Raw genomic sequence first — 19191 nt, forward strand, 5'->3', positions numbered from 1 at the left:
CTTCGACTGTATCTTTAGCCATCAGTCAGCCTCCTTTTGAATTATTCTAATTTGATCAGCTTTAACAGTAACCGGAATCGGTACTGCAGCTTCTATTAACTCAAGAACGACTTCTTCACGTGATTCATCAATACGAACCACTTTTGCTCTTTCACCTTTGAATGGACCGGAAATAAGTTCAACAATACTTCCTTTTTGAATAGAGGAAATAATAGGTTCCGGTTTTAAGAATCTTTTTACTTCTTCGAAAGTAATGTCCACACTACCTTCAACAACCCCTCTCAAATGCTGTACTTTTAAGTCAGGATTTCTAAGATCAATCTTAGTTGAAGATTCAACTAAAATATATCCTTTTAAAGATTCCGGGACAAGAATTGAAGAAATGCCTATGCCATCGATTGTTCTGGCTTTACGTGCCAATAATCTGGCAACATTCCTTTCTTGACCAGCAGAGGTCTTAAGAGCATATATGGAACTATTAGTATCTTCCATGAAAAATTCACCTATTTTTAAAATTTTTTCTTGTTAATAAAATCATACATTAAGTTAAAAATATTTTGAACGTCTCCAACATTAAATATCGGAGATTCTTAAGTAATCCGTTCTAACAAACAGAAATTGATTAAGCTATCCCCCATGTTCCCTGGGTTTAGTGCAAATTAATTCTAAAACAGATTAAACAGCTTAGAACTATCACACGTAATATAAAAGTCATAATTATCAAGAACAAAAATTCTCGAAAATAAGATTTCTATAATATTAATATTTATAATTAATAATAGTATTTAAAAGTTTTCAAAAAAACAAACTTTTGAATAAAATTGACATTACTAAAAAAATTATTATAATTTAATATCTATCAAAAAAAATAAGTAATTGGTTCTAAATACCAATTAAAGAACCAAGTATTACAATTAAAAAACCGATTACGCCAATAATAGCTACACCCATAGCGGAGATCTTAGCTAATTCCATATATTCTGGCAAATCTGGCTTTCTTGCTACTTTCAATACTCTTTTACTGTCTTTGATAAATTGATTAAAGGTTTCTTCTACATTCATTTAAATACCCAAAATTAAGAATTTGTAAATTATAATAAAATAATAGTAATAAAGTAATTTATACTTTAAACATTAATAAATGTTTGCATTTTTACAAAAAAAATAAAAGATAAAATTAGAAGATTCCGTCAATGAAATCATCTAATTGATCATCAGCAGACTCAGTTTCTGATTTTTCTTCGGCATACTCGATTTCAGGAGTAGTCCCAACATCATAATTAGATTTAATGCCAGAAACAACAACAGTTGTCCTAACAGTATTTTGAAGACTTTCATCAATTTGAGTACCCCAAATGATGTTAGCTTCAGGATCCAATTTGTCAGCAACAACTTGGACAATCTTTTCTGCTTCGTGTAATGTTAAATCAGAACTACCGGTAATGTTAACCAAAGCACCAGTAGCATTTGAAATATCGATATCGAGTAATGGACTGCTTAATGCTTCATGTACTGATTCTAAAGCTCTATCACCAGTATCGGATTCGCCCATACCAATCATAGCCATTCCAGAGCCGCCCATGATGCTTCTAATATCAGCAAAGTCTAAACTTACAAGACCTTTTTTGGTAATTAACTCAGTTATACCTTTAACAGCCCTTCCTAAAATTTCATCAGATACCATAAATGCTTTGTTTAAAGGTAAATTTGGTGCAACTTCTAATAATTTGTCATTTGGAATTACAATAACAGTATCTGCAGATTCTTGAAGTTTTTCCAAACCTTGTTCTGCATTTTCTCTTCTTTTGATTCCTTCAGCTGAAAATGGCATGGTAGCAACAGCAACGGTTAATGCACCTAACTTCTTAGCTAATTTAGCGATTATTGGTGCTGAACCAGTACCGGTTCCTCCACCGAGACCACATGTAACAAATACCATGTCTGCGCCTTCTAATTCATCTCTAAGCTCATCTTCGCTTTCTTCAGCGCATTCTTCACCGACAGCTGGATCTCCACCTGCTCCTAATCCTTTAGAAGTTTGTCTACCTAAAAGAATCTTTTTAGCGGATTGGCTGTAAAATAAATCTTGAGCATCAGTATTTACTGCGATTGTAGTTGCTCCTTCGATACCCATTTCGTTTAATCTTGAAATAGTGTTGTTTCCTGCTCCACCAGCACCAACAACAAATATACTAGTTTTAGCTCCCTTAATTATATCAATAAGATCATCATCAATATCTGAAGAGAGTTTTTCAGGTGCTTTCTCTTCCATTCTTTGTTCGGATTCTTTGATTGCATCATCTATAAATTTCACAAATTAACCCCACATACTCTGCTTTAAAATAATTGTTAAATATTTCTATTTTTACTTATATTTAAATGCAACTAATTTATAAGTTATAAGTTATTAAAAAACTTTTCGCCAAAAAATAAAATCTTATTTTTAATCTCTTGGCATTGCGATTATTTCCTTAATTTTCAAATCAAATAAATTTTTCGCATTTACCGGAGTCAAAATAACTGCACTGTCAACACCATGACCTCTTCCGCCAATAGCGATTATTTCTTCACCAACCGGAATTAGTCCTGCGTCAGCAGCCATGATTGAGATTTCAGCACCTACCTTAATACCATGTGAAAACATTCTGAAAGTGTCTGCAACAACATCCAATGGAGAATATCCTCCGTATTTGTTGGTGACCCCTCTTGCAGCCCCGCTGAAAGCATGGCTTCCGAAATATGTTTTGATGCCCACGTCTTCAAGTTTTTCAATCATTTCATCGGATATGTCTGATTCGTTTGCGCCGCTGAATCCCATGTGATGAGTGACATTGATTATTTCGACATCATCGCCAACAGCTTCATATAACTTTAATGCTGATTTGCCTGAAGATGAGGCGATTAAAACTCTTTTAATATTTTTAGAGACATCTAATTTATCTTTAACAGCCAAAATCAATTCATCTGTATAATCATTACCTTCGTTATCAAAATATGTAATAAATTTTCTTGCCATATTAAACAACCCCAATAGATAATTATTTAAAACTCTATTAGTTTATATATTATATTATCTATTTTAATAAAGATTTTTATGAAAGGCGAAAATTTAGAAAATATAAAGCATGTGATTAATGGAGATTACATCGTAATTCCAATCGAAACCGGATACATCAAACCGCATGACAATCTGGACTCCATTATAAACCCTGCAAAGGAATTGATGGAAGAAGGAGATTATTTGGTAATAGCCGAAACTCCAATTTCCGTTTCACAGGGCAGATTGGTTGATGAATCAAAATATACTCCTTCCCTGACTGCAAAATTTTTAACGACTGTCTGGAGCAAATATCTGTGGGGTTACGTTTTAGGGCCTTTGCTTAAGATAAAAGAAAGAACAATCAAAAATTTGAGAAGGCTGCCTGAAGAAACCAAAGCCCATAAGGAAGTTGTTTTGCAGCTATACGGCCTGAAACATGCACTGAAACCGGCTTCAGAAGCAGGAATTGATTTGAGCAATGCTCCTGGAACCTATGTATCGTTGCTTCCTGAAAATCCTGAAAAGGTTGCAAAAGAAATTAAAAAGGAAATTGGAAAGGAAGTTTGCGTTATGATAATAGATACCGATGCGACCTACATGAAAAACGGAAAATATTTTACAGCACTGCCAATAGCTATCGAAGGCATCGATGCGGATAATGGGGTTTTCGGATATGTCAAAGGGCAGCTGTCCCAGAATATGGGATCAACCCCTCTCGGATGCAGTGAAAAGATTGATGTTGAAACTGCCTTAAAAATAGCCAATATCGCTGAAGATTATCAGAAATCACTTTCAACAGAGATGAAAACAATACACAGTGTTAAAGCTGTTTTGGGCACTGAAATTGATGAAGTCACAATTGAAGACCTTGATTCAATTACCCATACCCCTGCAGTAATCATTAGAAAAAGATAAACCGGCATTTTCGCCACAAATTACTGAAAAAATAGCTTAAAGAAAATTTTATATTTATGTTATGCAAAAAATTATTATAACTTATAATTAATTTATAAAAGGATGAACCCAATGAACATTGATAAATTTGGAAAACATAGGAATATTTTATTACCCTTAATGGATTGTATTTCAGTCGTATTGGGATATTATTTGATATCTGTGCTAATCACCGATTCATTTCTAATGAATCCGACAAGCACCATAACCAAACATGAAATTATAATAGGCATTGTATTGACAATAATAGTCTTGCAAATCCTATTCAGGTTAACAAAAAGATATTCCAACATCATACGCTATGAAAACAACCAAGATTATCTGATGTATATACTCCTTTCAATTTTAACCCTAATTATCGTATCAATGCTTGAAGACATATTGGGCATGAAAAATCCTTCTATAAAATATAACGTTGCCGTAGGAATCCTGATTGGTATAATAATTGTTGTATATAGATTAGTTATAAGGTATGCATTATTATCCGATATCGCAAATAAGGGAATAAACTATGCTCCTGAAAATCAAAAAAAATTATTAATTATCGGCGGCGGATATTCCGCCAATGACATAATCAAAACATTAAACTCCACTTTAAAAGGAAAATATGATATAATTGGAATTATCGATGACAATGAAAAGCGTATGGGATACTCTGTAGGTGGAGTAAGAATCATTGGAAACAGGAATGATATAGAAAGGATATGTGAAAAATATCAAATTGACACTATTTTCTTTACTATTGTGAATATCGATAACCAAAACAAAAAGGAAATTCTGGAAATCTGTAATAAGACAAACGCAAAAGTTAAAGTGTTGCCAGGGCTAAGGGAGCTTATTTCTGAAGAAAACCTATATCAAAGCTTAAGGGATGTGGAAATTGAAGATTTGCTTGGAAGAGACCCTGTTGAACTTGACAATAACAATATAAAAAGCTTAATAAACGGGAAAGTGGTTTTAGTGACCGGTGGAGGAGGATCCATTGGTGAGGAGCTTTGCAGACAGATAATGCTCCACAATCCGAAACAGCTCTTGATGCTGGACATATATGAAAACAGCTTATATGACATTGAACTGGAACTTAAAGCGAAATATCCTGACAGCGACATCCAAGCAATAATCGCAAACATCAGAGATAAGGAAAGGATGTTTGAAATATTCGATGAATTCTCTCCTGAAATTGTTTTCCACGCAGCTGCACATAAGCACGTGCCTCTGATGGAAAATAACCCTGCTGAAGCTATTAAAAATAACGTATTCGGAACCTATAATTTAGTAAATGCATGTGATAAATACCATACTAAACGTTTCATTTTAATTTCAACCGACAAAGCGGTTAATCCGACAAATATAATGGGCGCTACCAAAAGACTTTGTGAAATGATAATCCAAGCAAAAGACAAGGAAAGTGAAACCGAATATGTAGCAGTCCGTTTTGGAAACGTTCTAGGAAGTAACGGATCCGTTGTGCCTTTGTTCAAAAAACAAATTGCTGAAGGAGGCCCTGTAACCGTAACCCATAAGGAAATTACAAGGTTCTTCATGACAATTCCCGAAGCTGTAGCATTGGTCCTGCAATCAATTACCTATGCAAAAGGCGGAGAAATATTCGTACTGAATATGGGCGAACCGGTTAAAATTTATGACTTGGCAAAAAGCTTAATTGAATTATCCGGATTAACACCTGGTGAAGACATTGAAATCAAATTTACAGGCTTGAGGCCTGGAGAAAAGCTATATGAAGAGTTGCTAATGGATGAAGAAAATCTTGAAGCCACAGCTCATGAAAAAATCTTCATTACAGAACCTATGGACTTTACAATGGATGATATCGAGGAAAAATTAGATGCATTCAGAGAAATTATAGACAATGAAATTTATGATAAACAAATAATCAAAGAAACCATGAAAAAATGTGTTCCTACTTATAGGGACCCTAAAGAAGTTAACGGAGAGTAAATAATATGAACATTCCATTTTCACCACCGGACATTACCGAAAAAGAAATCGAAGAAGTTGTTGAAGCATTAAAGTCAGGCTGGATAACAACTGGTCCAAAAACAAAAGAATTTGAAAAAAGGATTAGTGCTTATTGCGGCAGCGATAAGACCGTTTGTTTAAGTGCAGCCACAACAGCTTTGGAGATGACCTTAAGGGCATTGGGTGTTGGAAAAGGCGATGAGGTGATTGTACCTGCATACACATATACTGCAACATGCAGCGTAATTTGCCATGTGGGAGCAACTCCCGTAATGATTGACAGCCAAAAAGACAGGGAGGAAATGGATTACTCCCAAATGAGTGAAGCAATCACTGAAAAGACAAAAGTGATAATGCCTGTCGATATTGCAGGAATACTATGTGACTATGGCAAGATATTTGAAATAATTGAAGATAAAAAAGAATTGTTCAATGCGAATAATGACATGCAAGAAGCATTCGGCAGAATTATTGTTTTAGCTGATTGCGCTCATGGTTTTGGAGCCATTAAAGATGATAAAAAAGCCGGAACTCTTGCCGATTTTACTTGTTTTTCATTCCATGCTGTTAAAAATCTAACCACCGCTGAAGGCGGAGCAGTTACTTGGAGAACTCATGAAAAAATAGATTCCGAAAAACTATACAAACAACTGCAAATATTATCCCTTCATGGCCAAACCAAAGACGCTCTTGAAAAAACCCAAAAGGGATCATGGGAATACGACATTTTGCTTCCGGCATACAAATGCAACATGACTGACGTTCAGGCAGGAATTGGTCTTGGACAACTTGAAAGATATGATTCCATGCTTAGAAGAAGACATGAAATCATTAAGAAGTATGATGACGGATTTAAAGGCAGCAAAGTAATTACACCAAAACATTTTACTGAAGAATCCTCTTCTTCAGGCCACTTATACCTGACAAGAATTGAAGGCATTTCACTAGAAGATAGAAATGAGATTATAATAAAAATGGAAGAGCGAGGAATAAGCACAAACGTGCATTACAAACCACTTCCAATGCTAACAGCATATAAAGACTTAGGATTTGACATTGCTGATTATCCTAATGCCTACAATTTATTTGAAAATGAGATAAGCCTGCCGATATATTCTACTCTAACAGATGACCAAGTAGACTATATCATAGAAAATCTATTAGAGATTTTAGAAGAATATTAGATATATTTTTATAATAAAAAATACATAACTAATATAGATTTATAAATCTTATATCATAAAATTAATTTATTTTTTTACTTTTTCAGACAGTATGATAATTTGATTTAATAATTTTAGGGGAAATTAAATGATAAATGATCCATTAGTAAAACAATTATTAACCAGCATTGTTGAAGATGAAAGCAATTTGCCTATTGTTGAAGCATTAAACGATGGAATTGAAACCGATGAAGAGATTGCTAATGAAACTGGAATAAAACTAAACATTGTTAGAAAAATACTTTACAGACTTTATGATATGGGAATAGCTAGTTATAAAAGAAGTAAAGACCCCGAAACACAATGGTTCACATATTCTTGGAAATTCGAGAAAGATGAAATTATTAATCGTATCATTAAAGATTCTGAAAACTATTTGGCTATGCTTAATGAAGAATTGGACCGTGAAGAAAACAACATGTTCTTCATTTGCCCTCAAGGACATGTAAGACTTGATTTCGATGAAGCCTCAGACTATGAATTCCTATGTCCTGCATGCGGTGAAGAACTTGAATTCCAAGACAATGCAGAAACCATTGAGCAAATCAAAGAAGACATTAATATGGTTGAAAGTAATTTTAATTCCTTTACAGAAAAGAACAAATAGATAAAAATGGAAATTGAATTACTTGAAAAGGAGAATACTCCAAAAAATGTCATAGACCATTGCAAAGCCGTTTATTTAAAAGCTATGGAAATAGCTGCTAATTTTGATGATGTAGATGAAGAGCTCATTAGGAAAGGCGCTCTTTTACATGATATCGGAAGGTCAAAGACTCATGGCATCACTCATGCTATTGAAGGTGTTGAAATAGCTAAAAGATATGGTTACTCTCAAGATGTGCTGAACATAATTGAAAGGCACATCGGTGCGGGAATAACCGAAGAAGAAGCCATAGAACTTGGACTTCCACAAAAATCCTACATTCCACGGACACTTGAAGAAAAGATTGTTGCCCATGCGGACAACTTAATAAGTGGCAGTGAAGAAGTGGATATTGACTTTGTTATAAAGAAATGGAAAAGAAACATTAAAGACAGTGACGATAACATTGAAAGATTGATTAAATTAGACAATGAATTGATTAAAGCTTTTGAGGAATAATATGAAAGTAATTTGTTCAAGCGAAGAGTCCCTATACCGTCCGGAAGCTGTGAGATGGAGACAAAGAATGGAAATGATGAAGCCTCTCGGCGATACTGTCGTTTTATTGCCTTGCAGTATGAAAAAACCTTATTCCAATTCCAAATCACACCAGAAATTTAGGAAGCTTACCCGCTCTTATCAGGAATTGATTGTAACATCCCCTTTCGGAATTTGTCCAAGGGAACTTGAAAATACATTCCCCATTCAATCTTATGACGTGAGCACAACAGGCTCCTGGTCACAGGATGAAATCGAAGAAACCGGCAAATTAATAGCCCAATATTGCAAAGGAAAAACCATTGTCGCAAATCTTGCAGGAGGATACCGGGAATCCTGTGAAGCTTATGTTGATGATTTCATAAATGTTTGCCAAGACGAAAGGCCAACATCTCCCGATTCTCTTTATAATCTAAGAATGGAACTCAAAAACCATGAAAAAGTTAACAGAAGAGAAAAAACATTGCATGAATTGAAATCCATTGCAAAATTCCAATTTGGTGAAAATGGAGATGAATTCATTCCAGATGACGTTAAAACCAAAGGAATGTATCACAAAAGAATATTATCCGATGGAAAGCAATTGGCATTGCTGAATAAAGATTATGGATTATACAGATTAAATTTGCCTGGTGGAGAAATCCTAAAAGAATTGGGAATCCATATTGTTGAAATCGATTTTGATCTTACAACAAATACTGTTTTTGCACCAGGAATTAAAAAAGCAGACCCTAAAATCATTCCAAATGACGAAGTGGTTGTTGTTAAAGATGATACCGTAGTCGGTGTTGGAAAAGCAATAATGACAGGCCGTGAAATGGAAGAATGCGAAAATGGAATAGGTGTTAAGATTAAACATAGAGTAAAATAATTTAGTGTATTTTTGTTTGAAAAAAATAACAATGTTTATAAACACCTTGGATTAAAAGTATAAAATACAATAAAAAATAGGAGACTAAATAATGTCAGAAGATTTAGTGAATGATATTAAAGATGCTATTTCTGTAATCAATGACCCTCATATGGGAATCAGTATTGTAGAAATGGGAATTGTACAAAATATTACTGTTGATGGCGATCAAGCTGAAATTATCCTTAAACCAACCAATCCAGGTTGTATGAGTATCACTCGTATTGCTGCTGATGCTAAAATCAGAGCGGAAAAAGTTGAAGGAATTGAAAATGCAAAAATTATCGTTGAAGGACATGCTATGGCAGACTCCATTAACGAAATGATTAACAGATAAATTTTTAAATTTTGATTAATTCCATATTTTAACCGAAACAGTTATATATGGCAATTAATAAAAATTAAAGTGTTGACAGTTAACTGTCACACTAATCTAATAGGCTAGTGGCACAGCATGGTTAGCGCGCTCGGCTGATAACCGGGAGGTCGTGGGTTCGAATCCCATCTAGCCTACTTCAAACTATTTTTTTAAGAATTTTTACATTACATAACAACTTTATCTTGAAAATATGCTCTTTTTGAAATGTTTTCATTACTCCTTAGCAACATCCTAATTTTTCAACAAAATTACCTTTTGAATGATAATAAATATATACTATATTCTACATAAAAAAACTTAAATGTACAAAAAGTTGGAATGATGATTAAAATGTGGGAAAAGATTAATGAAAAATTCAAAAAATATCCTGCAAGAATTAGAGTTGCAGAAAAAATGATTGAACTTGGACTCTCTTTAAGTGAAGACGGTAAAATTTACTGCGGAAATTTAAAAATCAGTGATAAGGCGCTAGCTACAGCCGCAGATGTTGATAGAAGAGCAATCAAATCAACTATAGAAGTGATAAGTGAAGATGAAGATTTATATAACCTGTTCAGCAACATAATACCTGCCGGAACACTTTTGAAAAATATTGCAAAAAACCTTGACCTGGGAGTAATTGAAATAGAAGTCGGATCTGAAAGCGAAGGAATTCTTGCACGCACTGCAAGTTTAATAACAGAAAAAGGCATTGGCATAAGACAGGCTTATGCTGAAGATACAGAGCTTCAAGAAAGTCCTATATTAACAATAATAACAGAAGAGCCTGTTAAAGGCGATTTAATAAATGAATTTTTAAAAATAAAAGGAGTAACAAGAGTGTCTATCTATTGATTATTAATTTCATCAAGATGCTCTTGTCTTGCTTTTTCCATTTCCCTATCTTCTTCTTCAAGCATTACTAAAAGTTCTTCCCAAGCTTCTAAAGATTCTTTAGCCGCTTCCTCACTTAACTTTTCAATTGCATAACCGGCATGGATTAAAACATACTCACCAATCTCAACATCATCTAAAAGATCCATTTTGGCCATTTGTCTTGCTCCACCAAAGTCAGCGTATAATGTATTCTCCTCTTTATTAATCTCAACAACTTGAGCAGGTGCTGCAATACACATAATTACTATCTCTCCCAAATTTAATTATATATTAATTTACAAAGTTAGTATTATATAAAATTATCTAAACGAGGTTTTTTATGAAGAATATTGTTATTGGTTCTGGTCCTGCGGGAAGATTAGGTTCTCTTGAGCTTGGAAAACTAGGGGAAGAAGTTCTTTTAATTGAAAAAAATCATATTGCTGGAACTTGCCTAAATGAAGGTTGCATGGTAGTCTGTGCATTGACAGATGTTACAAAATTTATCGATACAAATAATAGATTCAACAATCACGGATTCTTAAAAAGCCAGATTGAAATATCCTATGACAAAATCGTTTCCAAAATCAAAGAGACACAAGAGCTCTTAAGAAAATTGAATCAAATGGAAAATGAAAGCTTTGGCAATGAAATACTTTATGGCGAAGCCAGTCTTGAAGATGGCGTTGTTAAAGTGAATAATGAAACTTTCGAATACGAAAATCTATTAGTTGCTACAGGCGCTCGCCCATTTATACCTGACGTTAAAGGATCCGAATACGGTTTAACAAATAAGGACATTCTAAAACTTGATGAGGTTCCGGAAAAATTAAACATCATTGGCGGAGGCATTATTGCTTGTGAAATTGCTAACATCTACTCAACATTAGGCAGTGAAGTCAATATTCTTGCAAGAAGCACATTTTTAAAATCATTAAGTGCAGAAACAAAAAGGTATGTCCTGGAAAAAATCATCCCAAACATTAACATTTATGAAAACACCGATATTGAAGAAGTTTTCAAAGATAAAGTTTTAACCGCAAACGGGGAAGAACTTGAAGGAACCGCATTTTTTGCAACCGGCAGAACTCCAAACAGCGAAATTGTTGAAGGTATTGTTGAGCTGAACAATGACAAAACCATAAAAGTTGACGAAATGATGAGAACTGATGTTGAAAATATATATGCTGCAGGTGACGTTACCGGAGGTTATCAGCTGACACCAGTAGCCAGAATGGAGGGCATCACAGCTGCAAGGAATATGGCTGGGTATGGAAATAAAGTAAGCTACAGTTGCATTCCTCAAACATTAAGTTTGAATACTGAAGTGAGTTTTGTTAAAAACGAAAAATCAACATGCCCCGATGAAGACAAAGCAACTATTGCAATGCCAGGAATAGGAGGTCCATCTGCATTTTGGAACATCTTGACTGGAGATACAGGATACACAGAAGTGGAGTTTGATAAGAAAAACAATAAAATCAACAAAATTAATTCAATATCTCCATCATCTGTGAGTGATGTGGCATATCTGTCTTATCTAATGAGAATGGATTACGATTTAGATGACTACGCCGAATTTTTAGAGATACATCCTTCAACAGATACAAATTATAAGATAATAAAAACAATGTGGTTATAATACCACTATTCTAATTTTTTTAAGATTCTATCAGCCAAATCGTCTGCAGCCTGAGCGCATTGCCTGCCATAAACCAAAGCATTTTCACTTAAGGAATCATAGTTTTCGAAGGCTTCATCAATACTTTTGCAAACATCACAAACTTCCGATTCGATAATGGCCCCTTTAAAGACTCCCGCCATATTCTGATATCTTCCCCATTTTACCCTTGTAAGGGCAATGATAGGCTTTTCACAGGTTAATGCCTCTTCAAGAGACACTCCATCATCAGTTAAAACAGTCAGATCTGCAAATTTAAATAAATGATTAATCCAATTAATATAACCAGCATAAATTATCTTGCTGTTATTCTCAATTTCTTTCATATATTCCTCATGCAATGGAAGACCAACCAAAACCAGATTATACTCGTCGGTATTGGCTGAAACTAAATTAATGGCATCGACCATGCCCTTAAAAATTGATGAACCTGAAGAAAATACAATGGTCTTTTTATTTTCATCAAAATTATGGTATTCCTTAAGTTTGGAAAGTGCAATGCTTTCATCTCCATCACCGACATTATCGGCTAATGGATAAAAAGCTTTATCCATATTATCAGGAAGGGTTTCCCATCTGAACTTATCCAATTCAGGCAATACATAAGATTGATTGAACTTCGGACACACCATTGAATCTAAAGGTGTTGAAATTAAAGAAAAGCAAGGTTTTCTAGCAAATTTTGCACCCAATGACCCAACAATTGCGCCACCACCCAAAACTCCAACAACAAAATCAGCACCTGACTTTTTTATAGCTGATCTTGCCTTAAAAGTAGCAGTAAATAACTTAATAGCACCTTTAATAGCAGATAATTTTGTAGCAGAGTGACCTCCTGCATTAGGAATGGAAACCTTATGCCAGGAATATCCATTCTTTTCAAATAAAACTCCTGGAGCGGATTCGTCTAAAGCGACATCGCAAACAACACCTCTCTTTTCAAGAGCCTTCATTGTATTAAAAGCAACAACAGCATCACCACCTAAGCCCCTTCCGGTGATGAAGAATAATGCTTTCATTTAATCTCCTCCACCTAACCTAGGTATTTTCCTCTTTGCACCATAATCCGCAACATGGAATGCATAAGGATTGTACAATAGCCTTCTAAATCCTAAAGATATTAATAATGGGGATTCGACTGTATACTGCTTATTTTTGAAAATCCATTTCCTAAGCAAGTCGCCTAAGCCCCCACCAGTCAACACATCCATGAAATAATCGCCAAATGTCGGATTAGGTATTCTTAATTGCTGTGATAAGAATGATCTCAAATTATTTCTTCTAATAAATGCAATAAATGCGGTTGTTATGAATCCAAGAACTATTACTGACCATAATCCTCCAACCATATAGAATGCCAGACCCAATGCGACTCCGAATGTGTGGTTTCCGACTTCCCCCAACATAATCTTTCCGGAGAAATCCAATGGACAATAACCTAAACATACGAAAAATATTAATAAAGGAGTATAAACTGCCGGTAATTCGCATACGGCCGGAGATCCAACAATCAACATCAATATGATGGTTACAATACACATTATCAATGTAACTATGCAAGTGGAACCCGGTTGCATATCTGAAATATTATACGGCTGAACCATAAGCGCTATGAAAATTGAGGAAATCCAATATCCTTCAAGGATACCCACAATAATAACCAATATTATTCCAATGCCTCTTGAAAGCTGACCCCATTCAATGCCTAATGGCTCGCATTTTTTTCTACCCATAATATCGTCGATTAATGCAAAAATACCAATGATTAAAATTAGAGTGTTACAGCCCGGCAACATATAAAAAGACAATATAATGAATGGTATTACGCCGATTGCCCTTGGGGTTCCTCCCCTTACATTCGGATATAAATTACCAAGATATCCTCGTGTACCTAAAAACCTAAAAATGATATTTAAAACCGCAGTACCTACTGCAGATAAAATAAAAACAAAAATAAATGCAAGAATAACCGACGAATAGAACATATAAATCACTCATTATAAATTTTAATCATTTATTATATATAAATATTCTATTAAATTCAATTAATTTCATATCTTAAAATAGCGGCCATGCCACCGAGGCTTTCCAATTGCTTTCCACCCTCGTGTTCGCTGCTTATGACCATCACTTCACCTTTCATGTTTTCAACCATCTCCATGGCCTCGCCCATGTTTTCGCTAGCAACTTTAGTATCTAAGATTAATAATTCACTAACAGCACCTAAATTAATTGCATTCTTAGTTTCTTTTAGCCCATAAGCAATTTTTGAAGAATTTTTAGCAATTTTAGTGAGCAGATTATCTACAGCACTCATTTCCAGGGCAACCCTATTTTCTGCAGTTAGTTTCTCGACCGTTCCCTTTTTCAGAACTTCGCTTATTCCGTTGCGTCCGCCGGATCCTGTTGCTTCAATGATTGATATTTTTGCCAAATCATCATGATTATCCTTTAGATAGTCATAAAAATCATTCTTAACAAAACCGGGCCCTGCAATAACAATGTTTTGAATTGAATCGAATTTCCTAATTGATTCTATGACCTTTTCATAGAATTGGACAATATTCTTTTGCCTGTTTTTATCGATTATTCTTTTACCGGATACATTACCCTTAATAGGACCATAATACTCTATTCCATACTGCCTCATCAATCCAAGAGTTGCGGTATCATCTTCTAAAACAACAATTATTGCAGACAGTTTTTTAGATGCATCAATAGCTTGGTTAAGCCTTTTAATTGCCCATTTTGGCCAGCGTTCCTTTTTAATGGTTATCGGAGTGTTGAGTTTAACCTCCAAAGTGTGATGGGATCCGAGAGGTATCAAATCTTCGGGACCTCTTGTAATTACTCCGGTCAATCTCAATTTGCCTGTGAACAGATGAAAACTAACATTTTCAACATCCAACCCCAAATAAAATGTTTTTTTAACACCCCTATCGCTTCTGAGCTTGTCTCCAGTATTGTCCTGGATACGGCGGGTTGTCTTAGAAGATGCATTGTCTCCAACTTCCACAATGTGGGACAAATGCCATAAGTCATCCAGGGTTTCGGGAACGATTTCAACAATCCCCTCTTTTTCATCTTCGTTTATAATTTTCATAATATTCACAATGATTTTTCTTTTTAATAATTTATATATACGTTCTAATTTAAATTAATTAATGATTGAAATGAATGTTGGAATTATAGGAGGTAGTGACGGGTTAGGAAAAACACTCGTCTACTACTTCAGAGACGAATTTGAAGTATACATAAGTGCAAGAGACCACTTGAAAGGCAGAAAAGTTGCAGAGAAATTGGGTGTCAACTATATTGAGTCCAATGCAGGCATAGCGAATATAAGCGACATATTAGTGATATCCGTTCCGATACACCTCACTTCCGAAGTCATACGCGAGGTGGCCCCATTCATGAAAGAGGGTTCATTAATGGTTGACGTGACTTCCGTTAAGGAAGAGCCTTCAAAAACAATGGCTGAAGTTCTGCCTGAAACCATAGAATATATTCCAACACACCCGATTTTCGGTCCGAGAACAACCACCCTAGACAATCAGGTCATTGTATTGACTGCCGATAAGAAAGGCAAATGGTACGATAAGGTCTATAACTATCTGGCCAGCAAGAACATGAGGATAATCGAAACCACCGCCGAACATCATGATTTCATGATGAGTATAGTTCAGGTATTGACTCATTTCTCATTCATCTCAACAGCATATGCAATCGAAAAATTGAGCGTGGACATATCCCAGACAGAAGACTATGAAAGTCCAATCTACAATTTGATGATTGATATGATAGCGCGTATAGTATCACAAAACCCATATCTGACCTATAACATTCAATCCAGAAACAATAATGGCCCTAAAATCAGAAATACATTGGCTGATGCAGTAGTCGAACTGAGAGACGTAATCAACAATGGCGATGAAGAGGAATTCATAGACATTGCCATCAAAGCGACAAAGCACATGGGCGACATCAAAAATGCTTTGGGTAGAAGTGACAAGGCGATCAGCGCATTAAGTTATGAATACAGCTATCTAAACAAGTCCATTGGCCAGGAAGTCGGTTTAAAGCACATCTATTCTGGAAAGGTTCATGTAGGCATTCTTGAAAGCATTGACGGGAAAACTGCCGTATTACGAGATGGGAACAAAATCAAGAAGCTTCGCATAGCAAACATCAGAATCCTGCTTCCAATCGAACTTTACCAATGGAAGATTGAAAATCTGAATACTAAAACCGAATCGATCAGTTGCGTATTTCCAAAAAATGTCCATGTCGAAACAATAGAGAATACCGTCATGAACATTGAAAATATAATCGACATTAAATTGACCGATGCATATAACGGGCCTCAAATTGATGATAAGTTTATAAGCCTGACTTTTGAAGTCACCGCCCTTTGCAAGAGAGATATTGAGAAAGTCAAGAAACTGTTCACAGGATTTGGTGGAGTAATCAGATAATTGTTTCAAACTATACGAACAAATATTAAAGTGTCATAAGGTAATTAAATTTTAAAATCAACTATAACACTTTAATTAATATTATTTTTAATAAAATTTAATTAATAATTTATCATATAATAAAATTAACTATTTTCATCTATTTTTAAAGTATAAAAACTATTTTTAACATGTTTTGAAAAACTTCAAAAACCGAAACCTTTATATAGTAAGACATACACAGATTAGTTTGTCAATAAAGTTACCAAAAGTAACAAAAAGATTTTGACAAATTACATTTATTTACATTACAGCCATTCAAAGGAGATGATAATCATGGCAGAAAATCAAATTACACTAAAAGTTGCAGAAGCAATATCTCAAAAAGATGTGGGACAAGGAGTCGCAAGACTTGATCCTAACGTCATGGACGATTTAGATATAAAAGAAAGGGATTTAATTGAAATCGTCGGAGAAAAAAGAACTGCAGCTATCGCTCTTCCTTCCCAAACCGACATTGGTCTCGGAGTAATCAGGATTGATGGGTTAGTCCGTAAAAACTCCGGAGCAACAATCGGCGGAGAGGTTACAGTTAAAAAAACTAAAGCAACCGAAGCTAAAAAAGTCGTTTTAGCTCCAATTGAAAATAACATCCGTGTACAAGGAGATGTGCGCGGTTTATTTGCCGGTAAAGTGATGGTGCAAGGTGACATCATCGGATCACAAATCAGAGCACCTAGACCAAGCATGGGCTTCAATAGCTTATTTGAAGAATTGATGGACTTCACCCCTGCAATGAAAGAAATCAAATTTGCAGTAGTATCCACCAATCCAAAAGACATCGTTATTGTCGGACCTAATACTGAAGTCCAACTTCACGAATCTCCGGTTGACGTAAGCAAAATCGAAGGTGTTGGAAACCTCGTTGATGTAAGCTACGAAGACATCGGCGGCCTAAAAGAAGAGGTCAAAAAGGTAAGGGAAATGATTGAAATTCCTCTTAAAAGACCTGAACTCTTCGAAAAATTAGGTATCGCACCACCGAAAGGAGTGTTAATGCACGGCCCGCCAGGTACCGGTAAAACATTACTGGCTAAAGCTGTAGCCAGTGAAAGTGATGCCCATTTCATTGCAATCAATGGGCCTGAAATCATGAGCAAATACGTAGGCGGATCCGAAGAGAACCTAAGGGAATACTTCGAAGAAGCTGAAGAAAACTCACCTTCAATCATATTTATCGATGAACTTGATGCAATTGCACCAAAAAGAGAAGAAACAAATGGGGAAGTTGAAAGAAGAACAGTTGCTCAACTTCTAACATTGATGGACGGCCTTAAATCCCGTGGCCAAGTCGTCGTGATTGGTGCAACTAACAGACCAGATTCTCTTGACCCAGCACTTAGAAGGCCAGGAAGATTCGATCGTGAAATAGAAATTGGAGTGCCAGATTCCGAAGAAAGAAAAGAAGTATTGGAAATTCACACCAGAAACATGCCTCTTGCAGATGATGTGGATCTTGACAAAATCGCAAATACAACCCACGGTTTTGTCGGAGCAGATCTCGAATCATTATGTAAGGAAGCTGCAATGAGGGTAGTGAGAAGAATCCTACCTGAAATCCAAAATGACGAAGAGATTCCAAAAGAAGTATTGGAAAAAATAGTAGTTACCGGAGACGATTTCAAATCAGCTCAAAAAGAAATTCAACCTTCAGCTTTAAGGGAAGTCCTCGTGCAAATCCCAGACATCAAATGGGATGACGTGGGCGGTCTTGAAGATGTAAAACAAGAACTCAAGGAAGCTGTTGAATGGCCATTAAAACACCCTGATACCTTCCAACGTTTAGGCATTAGACCTCCAAAAGGAACACTTCTTTACGGAATTCCGGGTACTGGTAAAACCTTGCTTGCAAAAGCAGTGGCAAGTGAAAGTGAAGCAAACTTCATTTCTGTAAAAGGTCCTGAACTTCTATCCAAATGGGTCGGAGAATCTGAAAAAGGTGTCAGAGAAGTATTTAGAAAAGCTAAACAAGCAGCACCAACTGTGATCTTTTTCGATGAAATAGACGCAATAGCCAGCGCACGCAGCGGAAACGATACCGACAGTGGTGTTACCAAAAGAGTTGTAAATCAACTCTTGACTGAAATGGACGGTTTGGAAGAACTTGAAGACGTTGCAATCATTGCAGCAACCAACAGACCGGACATTTTGGATGCAGGACTTATGAGACCTGGAAGATTTGACAGACACATTCAAGTTAAAGAACCTGATGAGGAAGCAAGACTTGCAATCTTTAAAGTCCACACCAAAGACATGCCTCTTGCAAAAGATGTTGATCTTAAAAAATTAGCCAAAAACACCGACGGCTATGTCGGGGCTGACATTGAAGCTGTTTGCAGAGAAGCTGCAATGTTGACCTTAAGAGACAACCTCGAAGCTAGTGAAATCCCATATAAATACTTTAAAGAAGCAATCGATAAAGTCAAACCTGGAAATGACCAGGAAGAACAGTTAGTTCAGTATATGTAAGGAAGAAACACCACATTTCTTCCTTTTTCCTCCTCTTTTTTA

19 protein-coding genes and 1 tRNA gene are annotated in these 19191 nt (G+C 35.5%); 12 read left to right on the forward strand and 8 right to left on the reverse strand.

What is annotated here, in order from left to right; translation table 11 throughout:
• Positions 1–21 precede the first annotated feature (21 nt).
• From ACJROP_RS10460 to ACJROP_RS10475, 4 genes are all read right to left on the reverse strand, one after another.
• Positions 22–492: a transcription elongation factor Spt5 gene (locus ACJROP_RS10460; RefSeq protein ID WP_406535410.1), complete on the reverse strand. Its 471-nt coding sequence runs from the start codon at positions 490–492 to the stop codon at positions 22–24.
• 390 nt (positions 493–882) lie between these two features.
• Positions 883–1062, reverse strand: a complete 180-nt coding sequence (locus ACJROP_RS10465) for a protein translocase SEC61 complex subunit gamma (protein WP_406535411.1) — start codon at positions 1060–1062, stop codon at positions 883–885.
• Positions 1063–1177: 115 nt separating this feature from the next.
• Entirely contained in the window at positions 1178–2314 is a 1137-nt protein-coding gene (gene ftsZ / locus ACJROP_RS10470; RefSeq protein WP_406535412.1) for a cell division protein FtsZ, read from the reverse strand.
• 129 nt (positions 2315–2443) lie between these two features.
• A complete protein-coding gene (locus tag ACJROP_RS10475) occupies positions 2444–3016 on the reverse strand; it encodes a pyruvate kinase alpha/beta domain-containing protein (protein WP_406535413.1) in 573 nt (190 codons plus the stop codon).
• A gap of 78 nt (positions 3017–3094) precedes the next feature.
• On the opposite strand from ACJROP_RS10475, the gene ACJROP_RS10480 reads away from it, so the two are divergent.
• The 9 genes from ACJROP_RS10480 to ACJROP_RS10520 all read left to right on the forward strand — a co-directional run bounded on the left by ACJROP_RS10480 (position 3095) and on the right by ACJROP_RS10520 (position 10464).
• Entirely contained in the window at positions 3095–3955 is an 861-nt protein-coding gene (locus ACJROP_RS10480; protein ID WP_406535414.1) for a coenzyme F420-0:L-glutamate ligase, read from the forward strand.
• A 111-nt stretch (positions 3956–4066) separates the two neighbouring features.
• A complete protein-coding gene (locus ACJROP_RS10485; RefSeq protein ID WP_406535415.1) occupies positions 4067–5953 on the forward strand; it encodes a polysaccharide biosynthesis protein in 1887 nt (628 codons plus the stop codon).
• 5 nt (positions 5954–5958) lie between these two features.
• Positions 5959–7158: a DegT/DnrJ/EryC1/StrS family aminotransferase gene (locus tag ACJROP_RS10490; protein ID WP_406535416.1), complete on the forward strand. Its 1200-nt coding sequence runs from the start codon at positions 5959–5961 to the stop codon at positions 7156–7158.
• A gap of 127 nt (positions 7159–7285) precedes the next feature.
• The gene (gene tfe / locus ACJROP_RS10495; RefSeq protein ID WP_406535417.1) at positions 7286–7804 is read left to right on the forward strand and encodes a transcription factor E; all 519 of its coding nucleotides are present in this window, start codon (positions 7286–7288) and stop codon (positions 7802–7804) included.
• A 6-nt stretch (positions 7805–7810) separates the two neighbouring features.
• Positions 7811–8302, forward strand: a complete 492-nt coding sequence (locus ACJROP_RS10500) for a TIGR00295 family protein (RefSeq protein ID WP_406535418.1) — start codon at positions 7811–7813, stop codon at positions 8300–8302.
• Between the two features lies 1 nt (position 8303).
• Entirely contained in the window at positions 8304–9212 is a 909-nt protein-coding gene (locus ACJROP_RS10505; RefSeq protein ID WP_406535419.1) for a DUF5591 domain-containing protein, read from the forward strand.
• A 91-nt stretch (positions 9213–9303) separates the two neighbouring features.
• A complete protein-coding gene (locus ACJROP_RS10510) occupies positions 9304–9588 on the forward strand; it encodes an iron-sulfur cluster assembly protein (protein ID WP_405269334.1) in 285 nt (94 codons plus the stop codon).
• Between the two features lie 101 nt (positions 9589–9689).
• Positions 9690–9764, forward strand: a tRNA-Ile gene (locus ACJROP_RS10515).
• A gap of 184 nt (positions 9765–9948) precedes the next feature.
• Positions 9949–10464: an amino acid-binding protein gene (locus ACJROP_RS10520; protein WP_406535420.1), complete on the forward strand. Its 516-nt coding sequence runs from the start codon at positions 9949–9951 to the stop codon at positions 10462–10464.
• Here the strand turns inward: ACJROP_RS10520 and ACJROP_RS10525 are convergent.
• Complete coding sequence (locus ACJROP_RS10525; RefSeq protein ID WP_406535421.1) at positions 10458–10745, reverse strand: HypC/HybG/HupF family hydrogenase formation chaperone; 288 nt, start codon at positions 10743–10745, stop codon at positions 10458–10460. The genes ACJROP_RS10520 and ACJROP_RS10525 overlap by 7 nt on opposite strands.
• A gap of 80 nt (positions 10746–10825) precedes the next feature.
• Here ACJROP_RS10525 and ACJROP_RS10530 point away from each other — a divergent pair, with 80 nt between their 5' ends.
• On the forward strand, positions 10826–12127 hold the full coding sequence (locus ACJROP_RS10530; protein WP_406535422.1) for an FAD-dependent oxidoreductase: 1302 nt from the start codon (positions 10826–10828) through the stop codon (positions 12125–12127).
• Between the two features lie 5 nt (positions 12128–12132).
• Here ACJROP_RS10530 and ACJROP_RS10535 read toward each other — a convergent pair whose 3' ends face one another.
• From ACJROP_RS10535 to ACJROP_RS10545, 3 genes are read right to left on the reverse strand one after another with little or no spacing between them, the layout of a single operon-like run.
• Entirely contained in the window at positions 12133–13185 is a 1053-nt protein-coding gene (locus ACJROP_RS10535; RefSeq protein ID WP_406535423.1) for a glycosyltransferase, read from the reverse strand.
• Positions 13186–14151: a cell wall biosynthesis protein gene (locus ACJROP_RS10540; protein WP_406535424.1), complete on the reverse strand. Its 966-nt coding sequence runs from the start codon at positions 14149–14151 to the stop codon at positions 13186–13188.
• 56 nt (positions 14152–14207) lie between these two features.
• A complete protein-coding gene (locus ACJROP_RS10545; protein ID WP_406535425.1) occupies positions 14208–15269 on the reverse strand; it encodes an mRNA surveillance protein pelota in 1062 nt (353 codons plus the stop codon).
• 61 nt (positions 15270–15330) lie between these two features.
• Here ACJROP_RS10545 and ACJROP_RS10550 point away from each other — a divergent pair, with 61 nt between their 5' ends.
• Together ACJROP_RS10550 and ACJROP_RS10555 are read left to right on the forward strand one after the other, a co-directional pair.
• Entirely contained in the window at positions 15331–16641 is a 1311-nt protein-coding gene (locus ACJROP_RS10550) for a prephenate dehydrogenase (protein WP_406535426.1), read from the forward strand.
• A 315-nt stretch (positions 16642–16956) separates the two neighbouring features.
• Complete coding sequence (locus tag ACJROP_RS10555) at positions 16957–19149, forward strand: CDC48 family AAA ATPase (RefSeq protein ID WP_406535427.1); 2193 nt, start codon at positions 16957–16959, stop codon at positions 19147–19149.
• Positions 19150–19191: the final 42 nt, after the last annotated feature.

The organism is Methanobrevibacter sp. (assembly GCF_045220775.1).
Classification (GTDB): domain Archaea; phylum Methanobacteriota; class Methanobacteria; order Methanobacteriales; family Methanobacteriaceae; genus Methanocatella.

What these genes read in the sequence shown, in the direction of transcription:
- ACJROP_RS10460 (WP_406535410.1), bottom strand. Translation starts at nt 492, where the DNA reads ATGGAAGATACTAATAGTTCCATATATGCTCTTAAGACCTCTGCTGGT.
- ACJROP_RS10555 (WP_406535427.1), top strand. Translation starts at nt 16,957, where the DNA reads ATGGCAGAAAATCAAATTACACTAAAAGTTGCAGAAGCAATATCTCAA.
- ACJROP_RS10465 (WP_406535411.1), bottom strand. Translation starts at nt 1,062, where the DNA reads ATGAATGTAGAAGAAACCTTTAATCAATTTATCAAAGACAGTAAAAGA.
- ACJROP_RS10510 (WP_405269334.1), top strand. Translation starts at nt 9,304, where the DNA reads ATGTCAGAAGATTTAGTGAATGATATTAAAGATGCTATTTCTGTAATC.
- ACJROP_RS10535 (WP_406535423.1), bottom strand. Translation starts at nt 13,185, where the DNA reads ATGAAAGCATTATTCTTCATCACCGGAAGGGGCTTAGGTGGTGATGCT.
- ACJROP_RS10480 (WP_406535414.1), top strand. Translation starts at nt 3,095, where the DNA reads ATGAAAGGCGAAAATTTAGAAAATATAAAGCATGTGATTAATGGAGAT.
- ACJROP_RS10505 (WP_406535419.1), top strand. Translation starts at nt 8,304, where the DNA reads ATGAAAGTAATTTGTTCAAGCGAAGAGTCCCTATACCGTCCGGAAGCT.
- ACJROP_RS10530 (WP_406535422.1), top strand. Translation starts at nt 10,826, where the DNA reads ATGAAGAATATTGTTATTGGTTCTGGTCCTGCGGGAAGATTAGGTTCT.
- ACJROP_RS10550 (WP_406535426.1), top strand. Translation starts at nt 15,331, where the DNA reads ATGATTGAAATGAATGTTGGAATTATAGGAGGTAGTGACGGGTTAGGA.
- ACJROP_RS10520 (WP_406535420.1), top strand. Translation starts at nt 9,949, where the DNA reads ATGATGATTAAAATGTGGGAAAAGATTAATGAAAAATTCAAAAAATAT.
- ACJROP_RS10540 (WP_406535424.1), bottom strand. Translation starts at nt 14,151, where the DNA reads ATGTTCTATTCGTCGGTTATTCTTGCATTTATTTTTGTTTTTATTTTA.
- ACJROP_RS10545 (WP_406535425.1), bottom strand. Translation starts at nt 15,269, where the DNA reads ATGAAAATTATAAACGAAGATGAAAAAGAGGGGATTGTTGAAATCGTT.
- ACJROP_RS10485 (WP_406535415.1), top strand. Translation starts at nt 4,067, where the DNA reads ATGAACATTGATAAATTTGGAAAACATAGGAATATTTTATTACCCTTA.
- tfe (WP_406535417.1), top strand. Translation starts at nt 7,286, where the DNA reads ATGATAAATGATCCATTAGTAAAACAATTATTAACCAGCATTGTTGAA.
- ACJROP_RS10490 (WP_406535416.1), top strand. Translation starts at nt 5,959, where the DNA reads ATGAACATTCCATTTTCACCACCGGACATTACCGAAAAAGAAATCGAA.
- ACJROP_RS10525 (WP_406535421.1), bottom strand. Translation starts at nt 10,745, where the DNA reads ATGTGTATTGCAGCACCTGCTCAAGTTGTTGAGATTAATAAAGAGGAG.
- ACJROP_RS10500 (WP_406535418.1), top strand. Translation starts at nt 7,811, where the DNA reads ATGGAAATTGAATTACTTGAAAAGGAGAATACTCCAAAAAATGTCATA.
- ACJROP_RS10475 (WP_406535413.1), bottom strand. Translation starts at nt 3,016, where the DNA reads ATGGCAAGAAAATTTATTACATATTTTGATAACGAAGGTAATGATTAT.